Genomic DNA, 20,530 nt, shown 5'->3' with positions numbered 1-20,530 from the left:
GTCAAACGTCAAACTGATTCCGCCGCGTTTACAGGCCGTTGTCAGACCTGGCCCAATGTCCGCAACCGCGCCTTGGGATGGATTTCGTTCTGGCTCATCACCACGGTCTGGCCCCGGAAACGCTCGATGATCGACCGGACATAGGGCCGGGTCATCGGTCCGGTAAGCAGCACCGGATTCTCGCCCGTCATGGCGATCCGCTCGAAGGTGTCGCGCACGGCGCGGATGAAGTCCTGAAGCCGCGACGGCGCCATGGCCAACTGCTTGTCCTCGCCCTGTCCGATCAGGCTTTCGGCGAAGGCGGTCTCCCATTCCGGCGACAGAGTGACGATGGGCAGGGCGCCCTCGCCGTCCTTGTTCTGCCAGCACAGCTGGCGGCCCAGGCGTGCGCGGACATGTTCGACCAGGGTGGTGACGCTGGAGCTGTGCGGCGCCGCCTCGGCCAGCCCTTCCAGGATCGCCGGCAGATCGCGGATCGACACCTTCTCGCGCAGCAGCGATTGCAGCACCCGTTGCAGGGTGGTGACCGTGACCACGCTGGGGACCAGTTCCTCGACCAGCTTCTTCTCTTCGGCGCCCAGCTCCTTCAGCAGTTTCTGCACCTCGGCATAGGACAGCAGGTCCGCCATATTGTCCTTCAGGATCTCGGTCAGGTGGGTAGTCAGCACCGTGGACGGATCGACCAGGGTGTAGCCCCGGAACGTCGCCTCCTCGCGCATCCCCTCTTCGATCCAGGTCGCGGGCAGACCGAAAGCCGGCTCGCGCATGTGCTCGCCCGGCAGTTCGACCTGACGCCCCGACGGGTCCATCGCCATCAGGTGCCCCAGCCGCACCTCGCCCGCGCCGCTCTCCATCTCCTTGATGCGGATGGCGTAGCCCTGGGTCGGCAAGCGCATGTTGTCGAGGATGCGCACCTGGGGAATGACGAAGCCGTATTCTTGGGCCAGCGAACGGCGCAGAGCGCGGATCTGATCGGTCAGGCGGCGGCCTTCCAGATCGTTGATCAGGCTGAGAAGCGAATAGCCCAGTTCGATCTTGACCTCGTCGATGGTCAGGATGTTGGAGATCGGCTCTTCGACATCCTCCTTGGGCTTGGCGGCGGCGGCGGTCGCGGCGATCTCGGCCTCGGTCGGTTGCGGCCTCAGCCGGTTGCGTCCCAGCTTCCAGGCCATGAAGCCCGAACCGATAGCAAGGGCTGCGAAAGGCAGCAGAGGCATGCCGGGGATCAGACCGATCAGGCCGGCCGCGCCCGACACGACGCCCAGCGAGACCGGGTTGGTGGCCAACTGCGTGACCATGGCCTTGTCCGCCGTGCCCTCGACGCCGGCCTTGGACACCAGGAAGCCGGCGGCGATGGAGATGATGATGGCCGGAACCTGCGTGACCAGGCCGTCGCCGATGGTCAGCTGGACATAGGTGTTGGCGGCCTCCATCGCCGGCATGCCGTGCTGCAGCGTACCGATCAGAATGCCGCCGATGGCGTTGATGAAGGTGATGATCAGGCCGGCCACGGCGTCGCCGCGCACGAACTTGGACGCACCGTCCATGGCGCCGAAGAAGGTCGATTCCTGCTCCAGCTCCTTGCGACGCAGCTTGGCCTGCTCCTCGGTGATCAGGCCGCTGGACAGATCGGCGTCGATGGCCATCTGCTTGCCCGGCATGGAGTCCAGGGTGAAGCGGGCGGACACTTCGGCGATCCGGGTCGACCCCTTGGTGATGACGACGAAGTTCACCACCAGGATGATGGCGAAGATGATCACCCCGATGATGAAGTTGCCGCCCATCATCAGCTGACCGAAGGCGTTGATGACCTGCCCTGCCGCGTCGTGGCCTTCCTGGCCGTGCGTCAGGATCAAACGCGTCGAGGCCAGGTTCAGACCCAGGCGGAACAGCGTCGAGACCAGTAGCACGGTCGGGAAGATGGCGAAGTCCAGCGGCCGCTTCATCATCACGGCGGTCATCAGGATCAGCACGGACGAGACCAGCGAGATCGCCAGCAGCAGGTCCAGAAGCATCTTCGGGACCGGCAGGATCAGCAGCATGATCACGCCGATCACGCCGACGGCCATCAGCACTTCGCCGCGGTTGACCCAACCCAGGACGTCGCGCCCGGTGGGGCGCGCCATGCCGTCCTTCATCATGGTAGGCGTGTCAGTCACGGCCCAGCGCCTTCAGGGCGCGGCGCGTCGCCTCGGCGATCACGGCGTCGCGTTGATCGTCCGTCGCCTCGGGCGCGCCGGTAAAATAGGCGGCCAGCAGGACCGGCGAACCCGACAGCGGCGTCAGCATGCCGATGTCGTTGGTCGCGCCGTTGGATCCGGTCCCGGTCTTGTGCGCCACGGTCCAGCCCTGGGGCGCGCCCGCCTTGATGCGGTTCGCGCCCGTCGGCGAGCCGATCATCCAGCCGGTGATCAGTTGATCATGCTCAGGCGTAAGCCGATCGCTGAACGCCAGCTCGCGGATGTTGGCGATGGTCTGGTCCGGCAGGCAGGTGTCGCGCGGATCGTTGGGCAGGGCGGTGTTCAGGTCCGGCTCCAGGCGCGAGATGACGGTGGTGGTGTCGCCGAACGTCGGCCACCATGAACGCCATACGGCGATTCCACCCATTTCACGGATCAGGATATTGGCCGCCGGATTGTCGCTGACCTCGACCGCCGCCTGCATCAGTTCGCGGATCGTCAGGGTACGGCCGATGGCTTTTTCTGTCACCGGCGCGTGGGGGATCATGTCCGCCCGCGTGATCGCGACGGCGCGGTCCAGCCGCTCTTCCTCGCGCTGCACCCGCTCCAGCGTGGCGACGGCGAGGAAGGCCTTGAAGGTCGAGCAGAAGGCGAACCGTTCCTGTCCACGCCAGGACACCCGGCGCTGGCTGCCGACATCCAGGGCCGCCACGCCCAGCCGTCCGCCGTGGCGCTTTTCCAGGTCGTTCAGCAGGAAAGGTTGCGGGGTCTCTTCCGCCTTGGGTTCGTCGCGTCGCGGATAGCAGCCGACAAGCGCCAGCGCGCCCGCCCCGCCGATCAGCGTCCTGCGATCAAACCCGGTCGTCATCCTCAGGCCGCGTAGCCCGAGGCCGACACGCCGCTCATGGGCGCCGGGATGGCCGTGCCCTCGTCGGAATATTCGTTCAGCTTGTTGCGCAGGGTGCGGATCGAGATGCCCAGGATGTTGGCCGCATGGGTGCGGTTGCCCAGGCAGTGGGTCAGGGTGTCCAGGATCAGGGTCTTTTCCATCGCCGCCACCGTCTGGCCGACGAAGCTGCGGGTCACGGCGTCGGCGGCCTGGGCGGCGCGGGCGGCGATGCCCCCCTGTCCGCCATCATAGGCATGGCCGGTCATCGCACCCGCGCCTTGCCCCGACAGCGGCTGACCGTCCGGCAGGCGGATGGCGTCCACGTCGATCTCGGGACCGACCGCCAGCAACACCGCGCGGTGCATGGCGTTCTCAAGCTCGCGAACGTTGCCGGGCCAGCGGTGGGCGGCGATGGCCTGGCGCGCCTGGGCCGAGATCGGGCGAACCGGCACGCCGTTGGCGGCGGCGTATTTCTTGATGAAGTGATCGGCCAGAACGACGATGTCGCCCGGACGTTCGCGCAAAGACGGCAGACGCAGGTTCACGACGTTCAAGCGGTACAGCAGGTCCTCGCGGAACACGCCCTCCGCCACGGCCTTGGCGAGATCGCGGTTCGAGGTGGCGATGATGCGGATATTGACCGAGACGGGCTTGGAGCCGCCCACGCGGTCGATGACCCGTTCCTGGATGGCGCGCAGCAGCTTGGCCTGAAGCCGGGCGTCCATCTCCGAGATTTCGTCCAACAAAAGCGTGCCGCCGTCGGCCTCCTCGAACTTGCCGATGCGGCGCGCGACGGCGCCGGTGAAGGCGCCCTTCTCGTGGCCGAACAGTTCGGATTCCAGCAGATTGTCGGGAATGGCGGCGCAGTTGACGCTGATGAAGGGGCGTTCGGCACGGCGCGAATGTTCGTGCAGATACCGGGCCATCACCTCTTTGCCGACGCCGCTTTCGCCGGTGATCAGGATCGAGGCTTCCGAGCGCGCGACCTGGTCGGCCAGTTGCAGCACCGCCTTCATCGACGGGTCGGCCGAGATCATCGGCTTTTCGTCATCGGCGACGGCCGACAGGACGGCGGCGATCAGTTCGGCATCGGGCGGAAGCGGGATGAACTCCTTGGCGCCGGCCTTGATCGCGGCGGCGGCTTCGCGCGCATCGGCGTCGATGCCGAAGGCCACGACCGGGATGGTGATCCGCTCGGCCTCGTTGGCGGCGATCAGGGCGGCGATGTCCAGCTGATAGTCAACCATCAGCAGGTCCGCACCCTGCCCCCGGCGCAGTTGTTCGGTCGCCTGGTCGGCGCGCTCGACGTGGGTGACCTTGGCGCCGTGCGCCATGGCCATCTTCACCGCCGAAGCGAGCTGCCCGCTCAGTCTGCCTACCACCAGAAGACGCATCGTTCTTCTCCCTTAATCTCTAAAGTCAGTCGCCTATCAGGCGCCCGAATCCTCGGTCTTGATGATTTCCGTCATGGTCACGCCCAGCCGGTCGTCGACGACGACGACCTCTCCGCGCGCGATCAGGCGGTTGTTGACGAAGATGTCGATCGCCTCGCCGACCTTGCGGTCCAGCTCCAGCACCGACCCCTTGTTCAGCTTCAGCAGTTGGGCCACCGACATGTGCGACTTGCCCAGAACGGCCGAGATGTTGACCGGCACGTCGAAGACGGTGGCCAGGTCGGCGGCGGTCTTGTCGCCATGATCGTCGATCGGCGGCGGGCCGGAAAGGCTGGAGAATTCCTCCAGCGCCAGGTCGTCGGATGCCATCAGAACATGCTCCTGTCGACGGTAAGGGTTTCGGCGTGTCCCGCCTCGGCCGCCAGGGCGGCCGTCAGCGCCTCGGCGACACGGTCGGCGGACCCTTTGGGATCATGGTCGGCGCGACCGTCGGCCCATTCCAGCTGGAAGGCCGTCTGCGCCATGCCAGGCTCGTCGCGGAAGGCGACCACGCCGGTGAAGCCGCTGTCGGCGCAGGCCTGTTGGATCAGGGCGCGCGCCTCATCGTCCAGGCCCGATGTTCGCACCACCAGGCGAGGCGAGGCGTCGATCTCCTGCGCCAGCATCTCCAGCGCGGCCTTCAGCGGCGCCTGCGGGAAACGCTCCAGCGCGGCCCCGCCGATGGCGCGGGCGGCGGCCAGCGCCAGATCGGCGGACTGCTCGCGATGCGCCTGGGCCACGGCCTTCAGCGTCGGCATGGCCGACGCCACCGACTGGGCGATGTTGCTCAAGGCCATGGCGCGGATGTTCTCGATCTCGGCCAGCGCCTGCTGGCGCGCTTCCAGCCGGCCTTGCGCCACCAGGGCCTCGACCTCGGCCGGCAGATAAGAGCGCTTGGCGGGCGTCCAGGCGCCGGGGCGCACCACCGTGCCGTCCGCGTCGAACTCGGTGTCGAAGGCGAAGAGGTGACGGATTTCGGGAGACTGGGTCATGTCAGTAGATCAACTCGTCGTCGGAGCCCTGGCCGGCCAGCATGATGTCGCCCTTGGCGGCCAGGTCCTTGGCGACCTGAACCATGGCCATCTGCGCCGCATCGACGTCCTTCAGACGCACAGGGCCCATCGATTCCATGTCTTCGCGCATGATCTTGGAGGCGCGTTCGGACATGTTGGAGAAGAACATCTCGCGCAGCCCCTCCGAGGCGCCCTTCAGCGCCAGGCCCAGCGAATCCTTGTCCACGCCGCGCAGCAGGGTCTGGACGCCGCCGGGGTCCAGCTTGGACAGATCCTCGAACACGAACATCAGGGCGCGGATGCGCTCGGCCGACTCGCGATTGCGCTCTTCCAGGGCGCCGATGAAACGGGCCTCGGTCTGACGGTCGAAGCTGTTGAAGATGTCGGCCATCATCTCGTGGCTGTCGCGCTTGGACGTGCGCGCCAGGTTCGACATGAATTCGGTGCGCAGCGTCGCCTCGATCTTGTCCAGGATCTCGCGCTGCACCGGTTCCATGCGCAGCATCCGCTGCACACATTCCAGGGCGAAGTCTTCTGGCAGGCTGGTCAGCACGCGGGCGGCATGGTCCGAGCGCACCTTGGACAGGATGACGGCGACCGTCTGGGGGTATTCGTTCTTCAGATAGTTGGCGAGGACGGCCTCGTTCACATTGCCCAGCTTGTCCCACATGGTGCGACCGGCCGGACCCCGGATCTCCTCCATCAGGCCGTCGACGCGATCCTTGGGCAGGAAGGCGGCCAGCAGCTTCTGGGTCTGTTCGTAGCTGCCCATGACCGAGCCCGAGCCCGACAGGCCTGAGACGAACTCGATCATCAGGGCCTCGACGGCCTCGGCGCTGACATTGCCCAGCGTCGCCATGGCCTGCGAGATCTCCTTGACCTCGTCGTCGTCCAGACGCTCCCACAGGGCGGTATGTTCTTCGCCCAGCGCCAGCAGGATGACGGCGGCCTTCTCCGGCCCCGTCAGCTTGTTGGGGTCGTCGATCGCAGCCTTCTTGTTGACCAGCTTCGCCATCAGCCTTCGGCCACCCAGGTGCGTAGGATGCCAGCGGCGTCATCGGGATGGGCCTGGACGAAGTCGGCGACCTTCTTGACCGAGGACGCCTTCACCTGACCCTCGATGCGAGCGATGTCGATCTTCTGGTCCATCTCGGTGGGTGCAGGCAGTTGAACCAGCTGCGGCTGACCGTCCGCGCCGATCACCGTCGTCGCCACCGTCGTCACCGGCATGCCGTTGGCGCCGATGACGGCCGGCAGGTTCGTCCCGCCCGAGGCCGTCTTCAGCAGCGGACGCAGCACGAAGAAGATCAGCAGCAGGGCCACGACCGTCAGTATGCCCAGCTCGATGAAGCGCATGATGTCGTTCTTGGAGAAGTCCAGCAGCGACGACTTGCCTTCCAGGCCGCCGGCGATACCGGTGTCGTGGTTGAAGCGGACGTTGATGACCTCGATCTTGTCGCCGCGCGTCTCGTCGATGCCTGCGGCGGCGGCGACCAGCGACTTGATCTGGGCGATCTCCTCGGCGGTGCGCGGCGCATAGGTCGGCTCGCCCTTGCCGTCGGCGGCGGGTGTCCACTTGCCGTCCACGGCGACGGCGACGGCCAACTTCTTGACCTCGCCCGGCTCCTTGGTCGTGGTCGTGGTGGTCTTGGAGATTTCGTAGTTGGTGGTCTCGGCGTTCTCGGTGTTGGTCGAGCCGGCCGGGGTCGCACCAGGCGCCGCGCCGCCGGGAATGTTGTTCGTGGCGGTGACGCCGCCGTCGGGCTGGGCGGTATTGTCGGCGGATTGCGAGCCGTTGGTGGTGGTCGAGCGGACGACCTGACCATCGGGATCGAACTTCTCTTCCTGAGTGGTGGCGCGGCTCTGATCGATGTCGGCCGTCACTTGCACACGTGCGGAACCGATGCCGACGACGCCTTCGACGATGTCCTTGATGCGCGCCTGAAGCTGGCTTTCGGTATTGCCCTTGGCCTCGGCGGCGGAAGCAGACGAGAACGTGCCGTCGTCGCTGCCGGCGGCCAGGGTGCGGTTGTTCTGATCGGCGACGGTGACGCGGTCCGGCTTCAGGTTCGGCACCGAAGAGGCCACCAGGTTGCGGATCGCCCGCACCTGATCCGCACTCAGGTCGCGCCCGCCCAGACCCACCAGAACGGCGGCGGTCGGATCGCCTGCGGCCGAGGTGAACATCTCGCGGCGCGGCATGGTGATGTGGACGCGAGCGGCGGTGATGCCGCGCATCGACATGATGGTGCGCGACAGTTCGCCCTGCAGCGCGCGCTGCTCGTTCAACTGCTGCTGGAACTCGGTCTGGCCCAGGACCGACTGATTGTCGAACAACTCGTAGCCGACCGACCCCGAGGTCACGAGACCCTTCTCGGCCACCAGCATCCGCGCCGTGCCCACGTCGTCGCGGTTGACCATGACGGTCGAGCCGTCGCCCTTGGAGGTATATTTGATGCCGGCCTGATCCAGGGCGGTGGTGATCTCGCTGGCTTCGCGCAGATCCAGATTGGAATAGAGCAGCGCGTCGGGCGCCTGGCCCATGCGCAGCATGACGGCGACCAGCACGGCGGCGACGCCTGCGGCGACGCCGAGGACAGCGGCCAGACGGCCGATCCCGAACTTCTGCAACGCCGCTGTGAAGCCGCCCACGCGTCCCCGCCCCAAACTCGCGGGAGACACGAACGCCCCGCTAGGCAGAAAATGCCGCCTTGATGGTAAACGTCGCGTTAAGAGACGTTTACGGGCGCGCCGAAGATCGGGTTTCCAACTGCGGCAGCACCGCCGGCGCGCCCGAAGGCAGGGGCGCCTTGGGGTCCTTCAACCAAGAGACCACGTCGCGATAGACGATCTCGGCGTCCAGATCGCGGTTCAACAGATGCCAGCCGTTCGGATACCAGGCCGTGCGCAACGTGCCGCCTTCAGCCTCGGCCCGTCGCAAGGCCAACCGCATAGGCCCTCTCTTCACCACCTCGTCGTGTGCGCCGTACATCAGGATGGCGTCGCCCCGGATGCGGCCCAGGCTGCGCGACGAGGTCTCCATCAGATCGACCAGCCCATAGACGGTGTCGAACCGGGTCGCGAGAATGCTCATCGGGTCGCGCCCGTTGCGGATCAGCTCCAGCGTATTGGACGAGGCGTGAATATCGCGCGTGATGAACTCGGGCGGCTCCAGCGCCACGTCGCCCAGCGCCCGCGCCGCGATGTTCAGCGCCGTGCTGTTCAGCGGCCCTTGCGTGGACCAGCCCCAGACGCCGGGCGCCAGCAGCACCACCCGATCCGCATCGGGCGGATTGTCAGAACCAAAGGCCGCCGCCGTCACCGACCCGCCCATGCTCTCGCCCACCACGGCGATGACGGCGTGGGGATAGCGTGCGCGAGCCATGGCCGTGATCTCCCGCAGGTCGTCGGTCATCCGCTGCTGCCCGGCCCATTCGCCACGCCCCGGCGCTGCGCCGAAACCGCGCTGGTCGTATGACCAGGTCTCGATTCCCTGCTCGGCCCACCATGGGCCGGCCAGACGGAAGCTGGCGTCGTGGTCGTTCATGCCGTGCAGCGCCACGATCACCGCCCAGGGCGCGCGATCCGTCGGCCCCCAGCGCAGATAGGGCAGTCGCGCCCCGTCCGACATGACCAGGGCGCGATCCTCGACATGCGCTCCGACGAACCCGACGGGCGGCGTCAACGGCGGCTGAATATAGGGCGTAGCGCAGGCCGACAGAGCGAGCGCGGCCGCAAGCGGGATCAGTCTGGAAAAGTGAACGACCATTCGCCCCCTACGACCTCACGAAAGAACTGGATCGCGGCGTTCGCGAGACTCAGCGGATTTCAGAATGACTTGAACCCGTTCCCGCAGATACGGAACCACCTCGACCTCGAACCACGGATTTTTCCTCAGCCAAGCCGTATTGCGCCATGAAGGATGCGGCAGCACCAGCAGGTCAGGCGCGTATTCACGCCAAGCCCGCACCGTCTCGGTCATGTTCCGCTTTGCCCGGTCGCCCAGCGCCCAGACCTGGGCATAGCCGCCGACAAGCAATGTCAGCTCCATCTGCGGAAGGGCGTCCAACAACTGAGGCCGCCAAAGCTCTGCACACCGCGTCGGCGGCGGATAATCACCGCCTTTGGGCGCCGTCCCCGGATAGCAGAAGGCCTGGGCGGCCACGCCGATGCGGTGATCGGCATAGAAGGTCTCGTAGTCCACGCCCATCCAGTCGCGCAGCCGATCGCCCGATGGATCGGTGAACGGCAGGCCGCTTTCGTGCACCCGCCGCCCCGGCGCCTGGCCGCAGATCAGCAGCCGCGTCTCGGGAAACACCCGCACCACCGGACGCGGCGTATGCGGCAGTACGCCCGCGCAGGCGCGGCAGGCGCGGATGTCGCTCAGTACCTCGTCGAGATCAGTCGTCATTCATCCAGATCGGGGCCCTCGACGAGCGGCGGACGACGGCTCAGAGCCTGGGCCGTCTCTTCCTCGGTGGCCTGACGCAGGCGCGTCACGCCGCGGACGTGGTCCGGGTCGACTGGCTTGCCCTTCTTGGTGATGGTCAACTTGCCCTGGCGCATCAGGCTCAGGGCGATGGCGCGGACCTTGGGCAGCATGCGCTGCCACTGCTCCGGCTGTAGCTCTTTGGCCACTTCCGCCGGCTCAATGCTCTTGCCGGGCTCCAGCGCGGCGATTTTGTTCAGGATTGCGGTTTCGATCGGATCGCTCATTGCGCCTATATGCTGCAACGCACGCCCATAAGTAAGGCCAAGTCTGCATGCCCAAGAAAATCACCATCACCGAGGGCGAGTTCGCCGGCTGGCAGACCTATGATCTGCACGACACCTTCGACACCGTCGTGGGCCCGTTCTACGGCAAACCCGATCCCGACGGTCACATGCGCTGCGCCTTCCGCGCCGAGCAAAAGCACATGAACGCCGGCGGCCGGATGCACGGCGGCTGCCTGATGACCTTCGCCGACATCGCCATGTTCCAGATCGCCTATCAGGAGATGGAGGGTGCCTCGGGCGTCACGGTCCAGCTAGATTCGACCTTCATCGACGGCGGCTATGTCGGCGAACTGATCGAGGCCACCGGCCAGGTCACCAAGGCAGGCAAGAGCCTGATCTTCGTGCGCGGCCAGATCAACACCGGCGATCGCCTGCTGATGACCTTCTCCGGCGTGATCCGCAAGTTCACGCCGCGGTAAGCCATTGCGGTCAAAGGATTAAGACCAGCCGTGTTCGATCAGCCGAACACGGCCGCCGGCATGACCCCGACGATGGCCGCGCTCATGGCCGTGGCCATGAAGCCGGCGAACAGGGCCTTCCAGATCAGGCCCAGCACTTCTTCGCGACGCTCGGGCATCAGCACCGACAGGCCGGTCACGGTGATGCCGACAGAACCGATGTTGGCGAAGCCGCACAGGGCATAGGTCATCAGCATCCGCGTGCGCTCGCTCATGGCGTCGGCCGGGATCTTGCCCAACTCGATGAAGGCCACGAACTCGGTCAGGGCCAGTTTGACGCCCAGCAGCCAGCCGGCCTGCCCCGCCTCACGCGCATCGACGCCGATCAGCCAGGCCAGCGGCGTCAGCAGAACGCCCAGGATACGCTCGACCGTCAGCGGCTCGCCGAAGACGATAAAGCCGCCCAGCATGACGTTGACCAGCGCCACCAGGGCCACGAAGACGATCAGCACCGCCGAGATGTTCAGCACCACCATCAGGCCGTCCGACGTGCCCTTCGAGATGGCGTCGATGGCGCTGTCGTATTTCAGCGCCGAGTCGTAGCTGATCGACTGGGCGGCTTCCTTGTTGGGTTCCGGCACCATGATTCGCGCCAGCAACACGCCGGCCGGGGCCGAGACGATGGAGGCCACCAGCACGTGACCGGCGGCGTTGGGCAGGGTCTGCGACAGGATGCTGGCGTAGGCGACCATGGTCGAACCGGCGACCGTGGCCAGACCCACGGTCATCATCAGGAAAATTTCAGACCGGCTCAGCTTGTCCAGATAGGCCTTGATGACGATCGGGCTTTCGATGGTGCCCAAAAAGATGTTGGCCGCCACCGCCAGGGCCGAGGCGCCGCCCAGGCCCATGGTGCGCTGGAACAGCAGGCCGAAGCCGCGGATCAGCCACTTCAGGATTTTCCAGTGCCAAAGCAGCGCCGACAGGGCCGAGATCACCATGATCAGCGGCAGGACGTTGAAGGCGAAGGTGAACAGGGCCCCTTCGTTCTGGACGGCATAGGGCTGATCGCCGCCGCCCAGATAACCGAACACGAACCGCGTCCCCTGAGCCGTCGCCACCGCCAGGCCGTCGATGGCCCCCGTCACCGCCGTCAGGACGGCGCGTGATCCCGGAATGGCGAACAGGGCCAGGACCAGACCGGCCTGAACCAGGACGGCGCCGATCGCCAGCTTCCACGGGAACACGCGACGGTTCTCGGAGAACGCCCAGCAGATGGCGACGATGACGACCAGGCCGAACAGGCTCTGGAGGTTCAGCAGACTGAACATGAAAGACGATCCCCGTATCCGGCGCGCCCGCCGGTCTTCATTCGCTTCAAGGACAAAGCAGCGCGGCTGGCAAGCGAAACGAAAAAGGGCGGCCCCTCGGGACCGCCCTCATCACGCCGTCGCGACCGGATCAGAGTTGGCCGCGCACCAGCTTGCCGTAGTGGTCCATCAGGTCCAGCGACAGGGCGCCGGGCGTGAAGCGGTATTCGCCCACTTCGGCGACCGGGGTCACCTCGACGGCTGTGCCGGTCAGGAAGCATTCGGAGAAGTCCGACAGCTCTTCCGGCTTGATGTCGCGCACCACGACCTCGATGCCCTTTTCGCGGGCGATCTCGATCACCGTCTGGCGCGTGATGCCGTCCAGGATGTGTTCGACCTTGGGCGTGTGGATGACGCCGTTCTTGACGAAGAAGACGTTGGCGCCGGTCGCCTCGGCGACATAGCCGCGCCAGTCCAGCATCAGGGCGTCGGCGAAACCGTTACGCTCGGCCGTGTTCTTGGACATGGTGCAGATCATGTACAGACCCGCCGCCTTGGCCGTGGTCGGGGCCGTCGCCGGATCGGGGCGGCGCCACTTGGACCATTCCAGACGCAGGCCGCGCGCCTTGACCTCGGGGTCGAAATAGCTGGGCCAGTCCCACACGGCGATGGCCAGGTGGACCTTGTTGTTCAGCGCCGAAACGCTGGTCTGTTCCGGGCCGAGGTAGGCGACGGGACGCACGTAGCAGTCCGTCAGGCCGTTCTTGGCGCAGGTTTCCTTACACAAGGCGTCGATTTCAGCGACGCTGTAGGGTATCTCGAAGTCGAGCAGGTTGGCGGACCGCTTCAGGCGCTCCGAATGTTGCGTCAGCTTGAAGATTTCGCCGGCGTACATACGCTCACCCTCGAAGACCGACGAGCCATAGTGCAGGGCATGGGTCAGAACGTGCGTTTTCGCTTCCCTCCAGGGGACGAAATCGCCATTCACCCAGATCCAGCCGTCACGATCGTCGAAAGGAACGAAGGCCATTGAAATACGTCTCCCGCGAAATTGACGGTGTTAGAGCCTCACGAATCGCTCAGGTCAACGCCCGTAGCGGGGGAAACGTCGCATGAGCATGACGGAATCGCGCTCGCATGGCCGTTCGGGCCCCATCGCCGGCCCCGGCGTGGGCCGCCATCTGCTGATCGTCGACGACGATGATCGCATCCGCGAGCTGCTGAAGGAATTTCTGGCGCGCGAAGGCTACCGGGTCACCGGCGCCGCCCACGCCGCCGCCGCCAAGCGGATGATGGAGCTGATCGAGTTCGATCTGGTCGTGCTGGACGTCATGATGCCGGGCGAAAGCGGGCTGGACCTGACCAGCTGGGTTCGCGGCAAGGCCGAACTGTCCAAGACGCCGGTCCTGCTGCTGACCGCACGCGGCGATCCCGAGGACCGGATCGAGGGCCTGTCGCGCGGCGCCGACGACTATATGTCAAAGCCGTTCGAACCGCGCGAACTGGTGCTGCGCATCGACGCCATCCTGCGCCGCACCGGCGGCAAGCCGATCGGTCCCAAGGAGATCAAGCTGGGAACCGCCGTCTTCGACATGGAACGGCTGGAGCTGATCCGCGACGGCGCGCCCCAGCGCCTGACCGAGGCCGAGGCGCAACTGCTCAAGACCCTGGCGCTGCACGCCCACGCCCCGGTCGAACGAATGAGCCTGTCGCCCGATACCGCCGACATCACCGGCCGCGCCGTGGACGTTCAGGTCACGCGCCTGCGCCGCAAGCTGGAGGTCGACCCCAAGAACCCGCGCTATCTCCAGACGGTGCGCGGCGTCGGCTATATGCTGGCGCCCGACTGATCCGATGCGGCTGCTGCCCGCCTATCTGTGGCCGCGGTTCCTGAAGCGGCGCCTGCCGACCTCGCTGTGGGGTCGATCGCTGCTGATCATCGTCCTGCCGGTGCTGGTCATGCAGATGGCGGTGACCTGGGTCTTCTTCGACGCCCACTGGCAGACCGTCACCGCCCGCCTGTCCGAAGGCCTGGCCGGGGATGTCGCCTGGGCCGTCGAAAGCTATGAGGACGACCCCAGCCCGGCGAACCTGGACAAGCTGGCCAACCGCGCGGAGCGGTCGATGTCACTGTCCATCGTGCTTCAGGAAGGCCGCACCCTGCCGACGGAGGAGCGGCGCGGGGCCATCGGCGTGGTGGATCGGGTGCTGGACCGCGCCCTGGACGCCCGTCTGGACCACCCCTACTGGTTCGACACCACCCGCTACCCCGCCTATGTCGACATTCAGGTGCAGGAGCCGCAGGGCGTGCTGCGGATCATCGCCCCGCGCGAGCGCGCCGTGGCGACCCAGGCCCACATCTTCGTCCTGTGGCTGGCGGTGGCGACCGTCCTGCTGATGGGCGTCGCCATCCTGTTCATTCGCAACCAGGTCCGCGCCATCGAACGGCTGGCCGATGCGGCCGAGGCCTTCGGGCGCGGCGAGACCGTGCCCCGGTTCAAGCCGCATGGCGCGCGCGAGGTCCGGGCCGCCGCCGTCGCCTTCATGGCCATGCGCGACCGTATCCAGCGCCACATCGACCAGCGCACCGCCCTGCTCGCCTCGGTCAGCCACGACCTTCGCACGCCCCTGACCCGCCTTCGTCTCGAACTGGCCCTGGCCCCGCCGTTCAAGCGCCAGGCCGCCATGCGCGGCGACCTGGACGAGATGGAGCATATGATCGACGAATACCTCGACTTCGCGCGCGGCGAGGCGGGCGAGCCGCCCAAGCCGGTCTCGATCTCCGACCTGCTCAGGGCGGCGGGCGAGGACGCCCGGCGCGTCGGCGCCGAGGTCGAGGTTCTGGTCGCCGACGGCATGACGGCGTCGGTGCGCCCCCTCGCCTTCAAGCGCGCCCTGGTGAACCTGGCCGGCAACGCCGCCTCGCACGGCGAGCATGTGCGCCTGTCGGGCCGCGCCCTGGCGTCTGGCGGTCTGGAAATCGTCGTCGAAGACGACGGGCCGGGCATCCCCGAAGCCATGTACGACGAGGCCTTCCGTCCCTTCTCCCGTCTGGACGAATCCCGCAATCAGAACCGCAAGGGCGTCGGCCTGGGCCTGGCCATCGCCCGCGACGTGGCGCGCGGCCACGGCGGCGATGTCACCCTGGACCGCAGCGACCTGGGCGGGCTGAAGGCCACGATCCGGGTGCCGGGAACCGTCACGGTCACCGAGACCGCCTGAGGCATTTCAGCTTTCGGCGGTCAGGGTCTGGCGAAACGTCGCCGCAAGGGTCATCTTGGTTCCGACAGGGCTTGGAGATGAATTCGATGCGTAGACTTGCCTTCTTTGCACCCCTGGCCGCGACCCTCGCAGCCGCCGCCATGGCCCAGGCGCAAGCCCCAACCGTGAACGTCACGGTCGGCCCGGAACTTCAGCGTCAGGTCGAGAAGCTCGGCGACCGCGAGGTCAACGAACAGATCGCCGGCCTTCAGGCCGAGGTCGGCAAGGCGTTGGAGCAACGCTACCCCGGCGCAACGGCCAATCTGATCCTGGTCGATCTGAAGCCGAACCGTCCGACCTGGGAACAGGTGCGCCAGACGCCGGGCCTCGATCCGATCAACAGCATCTCGATCGGCGGCGCGGCGATCAAGGGCGAGATCGTTACGGCGGACGGCCAGACCCGGCCGGTGAACTATTCCTACTTCTCGCCCAACCTCGCCGATGTCTGGGGCTACAGCGTCTGGCGCGACGCAGACCGCGCCTTCGAGCGCTTCGGCAATCAGATCGAGCGCGGGCGCTTCTAACCCATTTCGCGGTTGCGTCTGACCGCCGCCGCAACCGTCTCGTCCAGCATCGCCGTCAGGCGGCCGTCCTTCGCCATGGCGTCAAGCCCGGCGCGGGTCGAGCCGCCGGGCGAGGCGATCCGGCCGATCAGGGCCTCCAGCCCATCGTCGCCCATCGAATCCGCTGCGGATCTCAGGGTCGCGCGCGCCAGCACGTCCGCCGTCGCCGCGTCCAGACCCGCCGCCTCCCCGGCTCGCGCCAAGGCTTCAGTAAAAGCGTAGAAATAGGCCGCGCCCGATCCGGCCACCGCCGTCGCCGCGTCCATCAGGGCTTCGTCGGCCAGAACCACGGTTTCGGCCATCGGTTCGAACAGCGCCCGCCCAATGTCCTCGGCCCGCGCATCCGCTGACCAGACCGAGGCCACGCCGCGTCTGCGCGACACGCCGGTCGTCGGCATCACCCGCACGATGGGCCAGCCGCCGATCCCCTCGGCCAGCGTCGGCGCGGTCACGCCCGCCATCACCGACAGGATCACAGCCCGGTCGTTCAGGAACGGCGCCAACGGAGCCATCACCGCGCGCCACAGCGCCGGCTTGACCGCCAGCACGATGACGGCGGCCTGGGTCAGCGTCTCCAGCGGCGGATTGATCCGCGCGCCCTGCGCCCGCGCCGCCTCGGCGGCCGGCTTCTCCGACGGACTGAGGATGATCAGGTCGGACGCCGCCACCGTCCCGGTCAGCAGCCAGCCTTCCAGAATGGCGGACCCCAGTCGGCCGCAGCCGACCAGGACGACTGGACCCTTAACGGCCATCAGGCGGTGCCGACTGTCTCGAACAGGCAGGCGTCGATAGCCTCCTGCGGCTTCTTGTTCCCGCGCACCATGAAGTCGAAGGCGGGGTAGTAGCGATCCGAGGCCTCGATAGCGGCGTCGATCATGGATGCAGCCTGGGCCAGGGTCGGGCGCTCGCCCATCGGCAGGGCCAGCGAGTGACGGAAGACGATCTCGCCGTCCTCGGCCCAGACCTCGAAATGGCCCATCCAGGTGCGCTGGTTGATCAGGCCGACCAGTTCATAGGCGGCGGTCTTGCGGCTCTTGGCCACCTTCAGGTCCAGCGCGCAGCACAGCTGAAGGCAGTCGCCCTCGGGCCGCCAGGCGAACCACAGCTCGTAATCCTTCCAGTCGCCCGCCAGAGCGAAGGCCAGGTCGCCGTCATCGGTGCGGTCGAACGGAAGGTTCTCGGCCGTAAGAACATGCTCGACGACCTCAAGCGGGTCGAAGGGCACGTCCATCTCCTCTGGCCGGGCGATATCCATCAATTGTCTCGATTCGAGCTGCATCCGCGAGAATCGCGGGTGTTAACAGAACGGTAAGCCTGTTCGCAGATTCGGCTCAACCGGCTGCGTCCCCGGGTTGAGTTCCATCTGTGGACGTTCCCTTCGCGGGCTTTGCGGCCGGCTTTTTCGCCGCCTTCAGATCCGCGATCTCGGCCCGCAGGGCGGCGATCTCGTCCTTCAGCACATCGAATTCGTCGCGACGGACCAGGTCCATTTCGGCGGCGATCCGGTCGGCCTGGCCGCGCCAGGCGGTCTTGGCCTCTTCGCCGGCGGCCTGGGCCAGGCCCATGGCGCCGGTCGTCAGCTTGGCGAACTCGTCCAGGATGGGATTGCGGGTCTGCATGGCGGCTCCGACCTCAACGTCGTTAACGAAGGTTCACCGACTATGGTGAACGAAACCTTTCTTTCTGCTGCTTCGCGGATGCCATCAAGGCGTTGTTATTCGTCTTCACAGGCGACGGACGCAGCGACGCTTGCTAAACCGCCTTTCAGAGACTGCCCTTCACAGGAACGCCCCGTGCCCTTTCCCGAATTCGATCCGGTTCTGATCCACCTCGGACCGCTTCCGATCCGCTGGTACGCCCTGGCCTATGTCGCCGGCATCGTGCTGGGCTGGTGGTACGCCGCACGCCTGGCCAAGACCCAGCGGCTGTGGGCGCCGGGCAAACCGCCGGTCACCACGACGCAACTGGACGATCTGGTGCTGTGGATCGTGCTGGGCATCATCCTGGGCGGCCGTCTCGGCTACGCCCTCTTCTACAAGCCAGCCATGTACGGCCAGTTGTTCACCGGCCAGACGCTGGGCGAACGGTTCGAACTGTTCCAGCTCTGGACCGGCGGCATGAGCTTCCACGGCGGCTTCCTCGGCGTGGTCGTGGCCATCGTCCTATACGCCCGGTCGCAGAAGATCGACATGCTTCGCCTCGGCGATCTCGTCGCGCCCGTCGTGCCCATCGGCCTGATGTTCGGCCGCCTGGCCAACTTCATCAATGGCGAGCTTTGGGGCCGCGAGACGACCGTTCCTTGGGCCGTGCGCTTCTGCAACGCCCGCATCGAACAGATGTACGGCTTCTGCCCCGCCGGCGACGCACCCCGCCACCCCAGCCAGCTCTATGAGGCCGGACTGGAGGGCATCGTCCTGTTCTCCATCCTGTCCATCGCGATCTGGAAGTTCGATCTGCTCAAGAAGCCCGGCTACATCACCGGCCTGTTCCTGGTCGGCTACGGCGTCTGCCGCGCCGCGCTGGAAAATGTGCGCGAGCCGGACTTCGGCATGCCCGACTTCCCGTTCGGCCTGACCATGGGCATGATGCTGTCGATCCCGATGATCCTGGTCGGCGCCTGGCTGATCTGGCGCGCCTGGAAGCGGCCGCCCGTCGCAGCATGAGCGAGGCCGAAACCCTCAAGGCCCGTCTGGCGCGAGAGATCGCCCTGACGGGTCCGATGACGGTCGCCGACTACGTCACCCGCTGCCTGCACGATCCCAGGGGCGGCTACTACGCCTCGCGTCCTGATCTGGGCGCGCGCGGCGACTTCATCACCGCCCCCCTGGTCAGCCAGATGTTCGGCGAACTGATCGGCCTGTGGGCGGTCGAGACCTGGAATCGGCTGGGCGCGCCCGAGCGGTTCCGCCTGGTCGAGGTCGGCCCCGGCGACGGAACCCTGATGAGCGACGCCCTGCGCGCCGCCCGTCTGGTTCCCGGCTTCCTCGAAGCCTGCGACCTGATCCTGATCGAACCCAGCGCCCCCTTGCGCGATCTTCAGGCCAAGGCCTTGGCCGATGCGGACCTGTCGCCGCGCTGGGTGCGCGACCTGACGCGGATCGAGACCGACGCCCCCGTCATCCTGATCGCCAACGAGGTGCTGGACTGCATGCCCGCGCGCCAGTTCGTTCGCACCGACGGCGGCTGGGCTGAGCGGCGCATCGGCGTCACCGACGAGGGCGACCTGATCTTCGGCCTGACCGCCATCTCCGGCGGCTTCCACAAGCCGGACTTCAATATCGCGCCGGGCGGCATCCTGGAAATCTCGGAGCAGCAGGCCCTCTTCGGCCGCGACCTGGGCCTGTTGATGAAGGCCGCCTCGGGCGCCGCCCTGCTGATCGACTACGGCCGCGCCCGGCCCGAGGCCGGAGACACCCTTCAGGCCCTGCGTCGTCACCAGAAGGTCGATCCCCTCTCGACGCCGGGCGAGGCCGACCTGACGCAATGGGCCGACTTCCCCCTGGTCATGGAAGCTGCGGTCCGCACCGGCGCCGATGTCACCGGCTGCCTGCCGCAGGGCGAGTTCCTGCGCCTGCTGGGCATCCAGGCCCGCGCCGAAGCCCTGACGACCAGCCGTCCCGCAGCCGCTGCGGTCATCGCCCGCCAGCTCGACCGCTTGACCGGCGACGATCAGATGGGACGCCTGTTCAACGCCGCCGCGATCTTTGCGCCCCGATCCCTGGTCGTGCCCGGCTGGGACGCCTGATATAGGTGGGGGCATGAGCGATCTGGCCCCCATCACCCATCCGCTTCTGACCGCCGCGGGCATCGCCCACGGCTTCTTCACCCGCGCGGGTGGGGTCTCGACCAGCCTCTACGAAGGCCTGAACGCCGGCATCGGCTCACAGGACGATCCCGCCGCCGTCGCCGAGAACCGCCGCCGCGTCGCCGCCCATTTCGGCGCCGACGCCGACCATCTGAACGGCTGCTACCAGATCCACTCCGCCGTCGCCCGCGTGGCCGAAGGCCCCTGGCATGGCGACAGGCCCGAAGGCGACGCCGTCGTCTCGGCCGAGCCCGGCCTGCTGTGCTCGGTCCTGACCGCCGACTGCGCGCCGGTGCTGCTGGCGGATCCCGAGACCCGCATCGTCGCCGCTGTCCATGCCGGCTGGAAGGGCGCCCTGGGCGGCGTGATCCATTCCGCCGTCGCCGCCATGCAGGCCCTGGGCGCCGATCCCCGCCGCACCCTGGCCGTCGTCGGCCCGTGCATCGCCCCCGCCAGCTACGAGGTCGGCGTCGATTTCGAGGACCGCTTCACCCACCACGACCCCGGCGCCGACCGCTTCTTCCACCCCGGCGAGACCGACGACAAACGCCAGTTCGACCTGCCCGGCTTCGTCCTGTGGCGGCTCCAGCAAGCCGGCCTCGGCCAGGCCGTCTGGACCGGCCACGACACCTGCGCGGATGCGGAACGGTTCTTCTCCAACCGCCGGGCGTTCCAGCACGGCGAACCGGATTTCGGACGGTTGATCAGCGTGATCGGGGCTTAGCGCATAAAGCCTCTCCCTCCCCGTTCCGGGGAGGGTCGTCGCGCAGCGACGGGGTGGGGGCGACCCGATAGGGCGCACTTGCCTGATGTAAGAAGAGGTCTGTGGGGCGTCACTTGGCCCTCCCCACCCGGTCTCGCCTGTGGCTCGACCACCCTCCCCGTTCCGGGGAGGGAAAACG

Annotated in this window: 22 protein-coding genes; 7 read left to right on the top strand and 15 right to left on the bottom strand. The window is 67.0% G+C overall.

The window, feature by feature from the left end:
- Positions 1-41 precede the first annotated feature (41 nt).
- The 10 genes from flhA to AC3ISA_RS10995 form a co-directional block, all read right to left on the bottom strand.
- Positions 42-2,141 carry a flagellar biosynthesis protein FlhA gene (flhA, locus tag AC3ISA_RS11040; protein WP_372693220.1) on the bottom strand — a complete coding sequence of 700 codons (2,100 nt, stop codon included), beginning with the start codon at positions 2,139-2,141 and terminating at the stop codon, positions 42-44.
- Positions 2,142-2,151: 10 nt separating this feature from the next.
- A complete protein-coding gene (gene bla, locus AC3ISA_RS11035; RefSeq protein ID WP_489177921.1) occupies positions 2,152-3,048 on the bottom strand; it encodes a class A beta-lactamase in 897 nt (298 codons plus the stop codon).
- Positions 3,049-3,050: 2 nt separating this feature from the next.
- Positions 3,051-4,463, bottom strand: coding sequence for a sigma-54-dependent transcriptional regulator FlbD (gene flbD / locus AC3ISA_RS11030; RefSeq protein WP_372693166.1), 1,413 nt, complete (start codon positions 4,461-4,463; stop codon positions 3,051-3,053).
- A gap of 36 nt (positions 4,464-4,499) precedes the next feature.
- Positions 4,500-4,832, bottom strand: a complete 333-nt coding sequence (gene fliN / locus AC3ISA_RS11025; RefSeq protein ID WP_135195017.1) for a flagellar motor switch protein FliN — start codon at positions 4,830-4,832, stop codon at positions 4,500-4,502.
- Positions 4,832-5,494, bottom strand: a complete 663-nt coding sequence (locus tag AC3ISA_RS11020; RefSeq protein ID WP_489177920.1) for a FliH/SctL family protein — start codon at positions 5,492-5,494, stop codon at positions 4,832-4,834. Before AC3ISA_RS11020 ends, fliN begins: the two co-directional genes overlap by 1 nt.
- Before the next feature lies 1 nt (position 5,495).
- Positions 5,496-6,530 carry a flagellar motor switch protein FliG gene (gene fliG / locus AC3ISA_RS11015; protein ID WP_135195015.1) on the bottom strand — a complete coding sequence of 345 codons (1,035 nt, stop codon included), beginning with the start codon at positions 6,528-6,530 and terminating at the stop codon, positions 5,496-5,498.
- The gene (gene fliF / locus AC3ISA_RS11010) at positions 6,530-8,167 is read right to left on the bottom strand and encodes a flagellar basal-body MS-ring/collar protein FliF (protein ID WP_489177919.1); all 1,638 of its coding nucleotides are present in this window, start codon (positions 8,165-8,167) and stop codon (positions 6,530-6,532) included. Before fliF ends, fliG begins: the two co-directional genes overlap by 1 nt.
- An 88-nt stretch (positions 8,168-8,255) precedes the next feature.
- Complete coding sequence (locus AC3ISA_RS11005; RefSeq protein ID WP_489177918.1) at positions 8,256-9,284, bottom strand: alpha/beta fold hydrolase; 1,029 nt, start codon at positions 9,282-9,284, stop codon at positions 8,256-8,258.
- A 15-nt stretch (positions 9,285-9,299) separates the two neighbouring features.
- Positions 9,300-9,926, bottom strand: coding sequence for a uracil-DNA glycosylase family protein (locus tag AC3ISA_RS11000; RefSeq protein ID WP_489177917.1), 627 nt, complete (start codon positions 9,924-9,926; stop codon positions 9,300-9,302).
- The gene (locus AC3ISA_RS10995) at positions 9,923-10,231 is read right to left on the bottom strand and encodes a DUF3253 domain-containing protein (protein ID WP_372693171.1); all 309 of its coding nucleotides are present in this window, start codon (positions 10,229-10,231) and stop codon (positions 9,923-9,925) included. Before AC3ISA_RS10995 ends, AC3ISA_RS11000 begins: the two co-directional genes overlap by 4 nt.
- A 47-nt stretch (positions 10,232-10,278) precedes the next feature.
- On the opposite strand from AC3ISA_RS10995, the gene AC3ISA_RS10990 reads away from it, so the two are divergent.
- Complete coding sequence (locus AC3ISA_RS10990; RefSeq protein ID WP_055754103.1) at positions 10,279-10,710, top strand: PaaI family thioesterase; 432 nt, start codon at positions 10,279-10,281, stop codon at positions 10,708-10,710.
- A 38-nt stretch (positions 10,711-10,748) separates the two neighbouring features.
- Here AC3ISA_RS10990 and AC3ISA_RS10985 read toward each other — a convergent pair whose 3' ends face one another.
- On the bottom strand, positions 10,749-12,020 hold the full coding sequence (locus tag AC3ISA_RS10985; protein WP_489177916.1) for a NupC/NupG family nucleoside CNT transporter: 1,272 nt from the start codon (positions 12,018-12,020) through the stop codon (positions 10,749-10,751).
- 130 nt (positions 12,021-12,150) lie between these two features.
- Positions 12,151-13,029 carry a branched-chain amino acid aminotransferase gene (locus AC3ISA_RS10980; protein WP_489177915.1) on the bottom strand — a complete coding sequence of 293 codons (879 nt, stop codon included), beginning with the start codon at positions 13,027-13,029 and terminating at the stop codon, positions 12,151-12,153.
- An 88-nt stretch (positions 13,030-13,117) separates the two neighbouring features.
- On the opposite strand from AC3ISA_RS10980, the gene AC3ISA_RS10975 reads away from it, so the two are divergent.
- From AC3ISA_RS10975 to AC3ISA_RS10965, 3 genes are all read left to right on the top strand, one after another.
- Positions 13,118-13,849 carry a response regulator gene (locus tag AC3ISA_RS10975; RefSeq protein WP_370514252.1) on the top strand — a complete coding sequence of 244 codons (732 nt, stop codon included), beginning with the start codon at positions 13,118-13,120 and terminating at the stop codon, positions 13,847-13,849.
- A 4-nt stretch (positions 13,850-13,853) separates the two neighbouring features.
- A complete protein-coding gene (locus tag AC3ISA_RS10970) occupies positions 13,854-15,221 on the top strand; it encodes an ATP-binding protein (protein WP_489177914.1) in 1,368 nt (455 codons plus the stop codon).
- A gap of 86 nt (positions 15,222-15,307) precedes the next feature.
- On the top strand, positions 15,308-15,784 hold the full coding sequence (locus tag AC3ISA_RS10965; RefSeq protein ID WP_489177913.1) for a hypothetical protein: 477 nt from the start codon (positions 15,308-15,310) through the stop codon (positions 15,782-15,784).
- Here the strand turns inward: AC3ISA_RS10965 and AC3ISA_RS10960 are convergent.
- From AC3ISA_RS10960 to AC3ISA_RS10950, 3 genes are all read right to left on the bottom strand, one after another.
- Positions 15,781-16,575, bottom strand: a complete 795-nt coding sequence (locus AC3ISA_RS10960) for a pyrroline-5-carboxylate reductase family protein (RefSeq protein ID WP_489177912.1) — start codon at positions 16,573-16,575, stop codon at positions 15,781-15,783. The genes AC3ISA_RS10965 and AC3ISA_RS10960 overlap by 4 nt on opposite strands.
- A complete protein-coding gene (locus tag AC3ISA_RS10955; RefSeq protein ID WP_087119719.1) occupies positions 16,575-17,078 on the bottom strand; it encodes a type III secretion system chaperone family protein in 504 nt (167 codons plus the stop codon). The genes AC3ISA_RS10960 and AC3ISA_RS10955 overlap by 1 nt, the downstream gene beginning before the upstream one ends.
- A 76-nt stretch (positions 17,079-17,154) precedes the next feature.
- Positions 17,155-17,442, bottom strand: a complete 288-nt coding sequence (locus tag AC3ISA_RS10950; protein WP_489177911.1) for an accessory factor UbiK family protein — start codon at positions 17,440-17,442, stop codon at positions 17,155-17,157.
- A 174-nt stretch (positions 17,443-17,616) separates the two neighbouring features.
- Between AC3ISA_RS10950 and lgt the strand changes: the two genes are divergently transcribed.
- Genes lgt through pgeF form a run of 3 tightly spaced genes read left to right on the top strand, consistent with a single transcriptional unit; the run spans position 17,617 to position 20,352 of the window.
- A complete protein-coding gene (gene lgt / locus AC3ISA_RS10945) occupies positions 17,617-18,486 on the top strand; it encodes a prolipoprotein diacylglyceryl transferase (protein WP_372693177.1) in 870 nt (289 codons plus the stop codon).
- Complete coding sequence (locus tag AC3ISA_RS10940; protein WP_489177910.1) at positions 18,483-19,568, top strand: class I SAM-dependent methyltransferase; 1,086 nt, start codon at positions 18,483-18,485, stop codon at positions 19,566-19,568. Before lgt ends, AC3ISA_RS10940 begins: the two co-directional genes overlap by 4 nt.
- A gap of 13 nt (positions 19,569-19,581) precedes the next feature.
- The gene (gene pgeF, locus AC3ISA_RS10935; RefSeq protein WP_489177909.1) at positions 19,582-20,352 is read left to right on the top strand and encodes a peptidoglycan editing factor PgeF; all 771 of its coding nucleotides are present in this window, start codon (positions 19,582-19,584) and stop codon (positions 20,350-20,352) included.
- Positions 20,353-20,530: the final 178 nt, after the last annotated feature.

The sequence above is a fragment of the Brevundimonas sp. KH_058 genome (assembly GCF_057838505.1).
The sequence above is the reverse complement of the archived record's forward strand: the minus strand, read 5'-3'. Positions and strand labels throughout refer to the sequence as shown.

Excerpts from the sequence above, each read along its gene's own strand:
- flhA (WP_372693220.1), bottom strand. The coding sequence starts at position 2,141 with ATGATGAAGGACGGCATGGCGCGCCCCACCGGGCGCGACGTCCTGGGT.
- bla (WP_489177921.1), bottom strand. The coding sequence starts at position 3,048 with ATGACGACCGGGTTTGATCGCAGGACGCTGATCGGCGGGGCGGGCGCG.
- flbD (WP_372693166.1), bottom strand. The coding sequence starts at position 4,463 with ATGCGTCTTCTGGTGGTAGGCAGACTGAGCGGGCAGCTCGCTTCGGCG.
- fliN (WP_135195017.1), bottom strand. The coding sequence starts at position 4,832 with ATGGCATCCGACGACCTGGCGCTGGAGGAATTCTCCAGCCTTTCCGGC.
- AC3ISA_RS11020 (WP_489177920.1), bottom strand. The coding sequence starts at position 5,494 with ATGACCCAGTCTCCCGAAATCCGTCACCTCTTCGCCTTCGACACCGAG.
- fliG (WP_135195015.1), bottom strand. The coding sequence starts at position 6,530 with ATGGCGAAGCTGGTCAACAAGAAGGCTGCGATCGACGACCCCAACAAG.
- AC3ISA_RS11005 (WP_489177918.1), bottom strand. The coding sequence starts at position 9,284 with ATGGTCGTTCACTTTTCCAGACTGATCCCGCTTGCGGCCGCGCTCGCT.
- AC3ISA_RS11000 (WP_489177917.1), bottom strand. The coding sequence starts at position 9,926 with ATGACGACTGATCTCGACGAGGTACTGAGCGACATCCGCGCCTGCCGC.
- AC3ISA_RS10995 (WP_372693171.1), bottom strand. The coding sequence starts at position 10,231 with ATGAGCGATCCGATCGAAACCGCAATCCTGAACAAAATCGCCGCGCTG.
- AC3ISA_RS10990 (WP_055754103.1), top strand. The coding sequence starts at position 10,279 with ATGCCCAAGAAAATCACCATCACCGAGGGCGAGTTCGCCGGCTGGCAG.
- AC3ISA_RS10985 (WP_489177916.1), bottom strand. The coding sequence starts at position 12,020 with ATGTTCAGTCTGCTGAACCTCCAGAGCCTGTTCGGCCTGGTCGTCATC.
- AC3ISA_RS10980 (WP_489177915.1), bottom strand. The coding sequence starts at position 13,029 with ATGGCCTTCGTTCCTTTCGACGATCGTGACGGCTGGATCTGGGTGAAT.
- AC3ISA_RS10975 (WP_370514252.1), top strand. The coding sequence starts at position 13,118 with ATGACGGAATCGCGCTCGCATGGCCGTTCGGGCCCCATCGCCGGCCCC.
- AC3ISA_RS10970 (WP_489177914.1), top strand. The coding sequence starts at position 13,854 with ATGCGGCTGCTGCCCGCCTATCTGTGGCCGCGGTTCCTGAAGCGGCGC.
- AC3ISA_RS10965 (WP_489177913.1), top strand. The coding sequence starts at position 15,308 with ATGCGTAGACTTGCCTTCTTTGCACCCCTGGCCGCGACCCTCGCAGCC.
- AC3ISA_RS10960 (WP_489177912.1), bottom strand. The coding sequence starts at position 16,575 with ATGGCCGTTAAGGGTCCAGTCGTCCTGGTCGGCTGCGGCCGACTGGGG.
- AC3ISA_RS10955 (WP_087119719.1), bottom strand. The coding sequence starts at position 17,078 with ATGGATATCGCCCGGCCAGAGGAGATGGACGTGCCCTTCGACCCGCTT.
- AC3ISA_RS10950 (WP_489177911.1), bottom strand. The coding sequence starts at position 17,442 with ATGCAGACCCGCAATCCCATCCTGGACGAGTTCGCCAAGCTGACGACC.
- AC3ISA_RS10940 (WP_489177910.1), top strand. The coding sequence starts at position 18,483 with ATGAGCGAGGCCGAAACCCTCAAGGCCCGTCTGGCGCGAGAGATCGCC.
- pgeF (WP_489177909.1), top strand. The coding sequence starts at position 19,582 with ATGAGCGATCTGGCCCCCATCACCCATCCGCTTCTGACCGCCGCGGGC.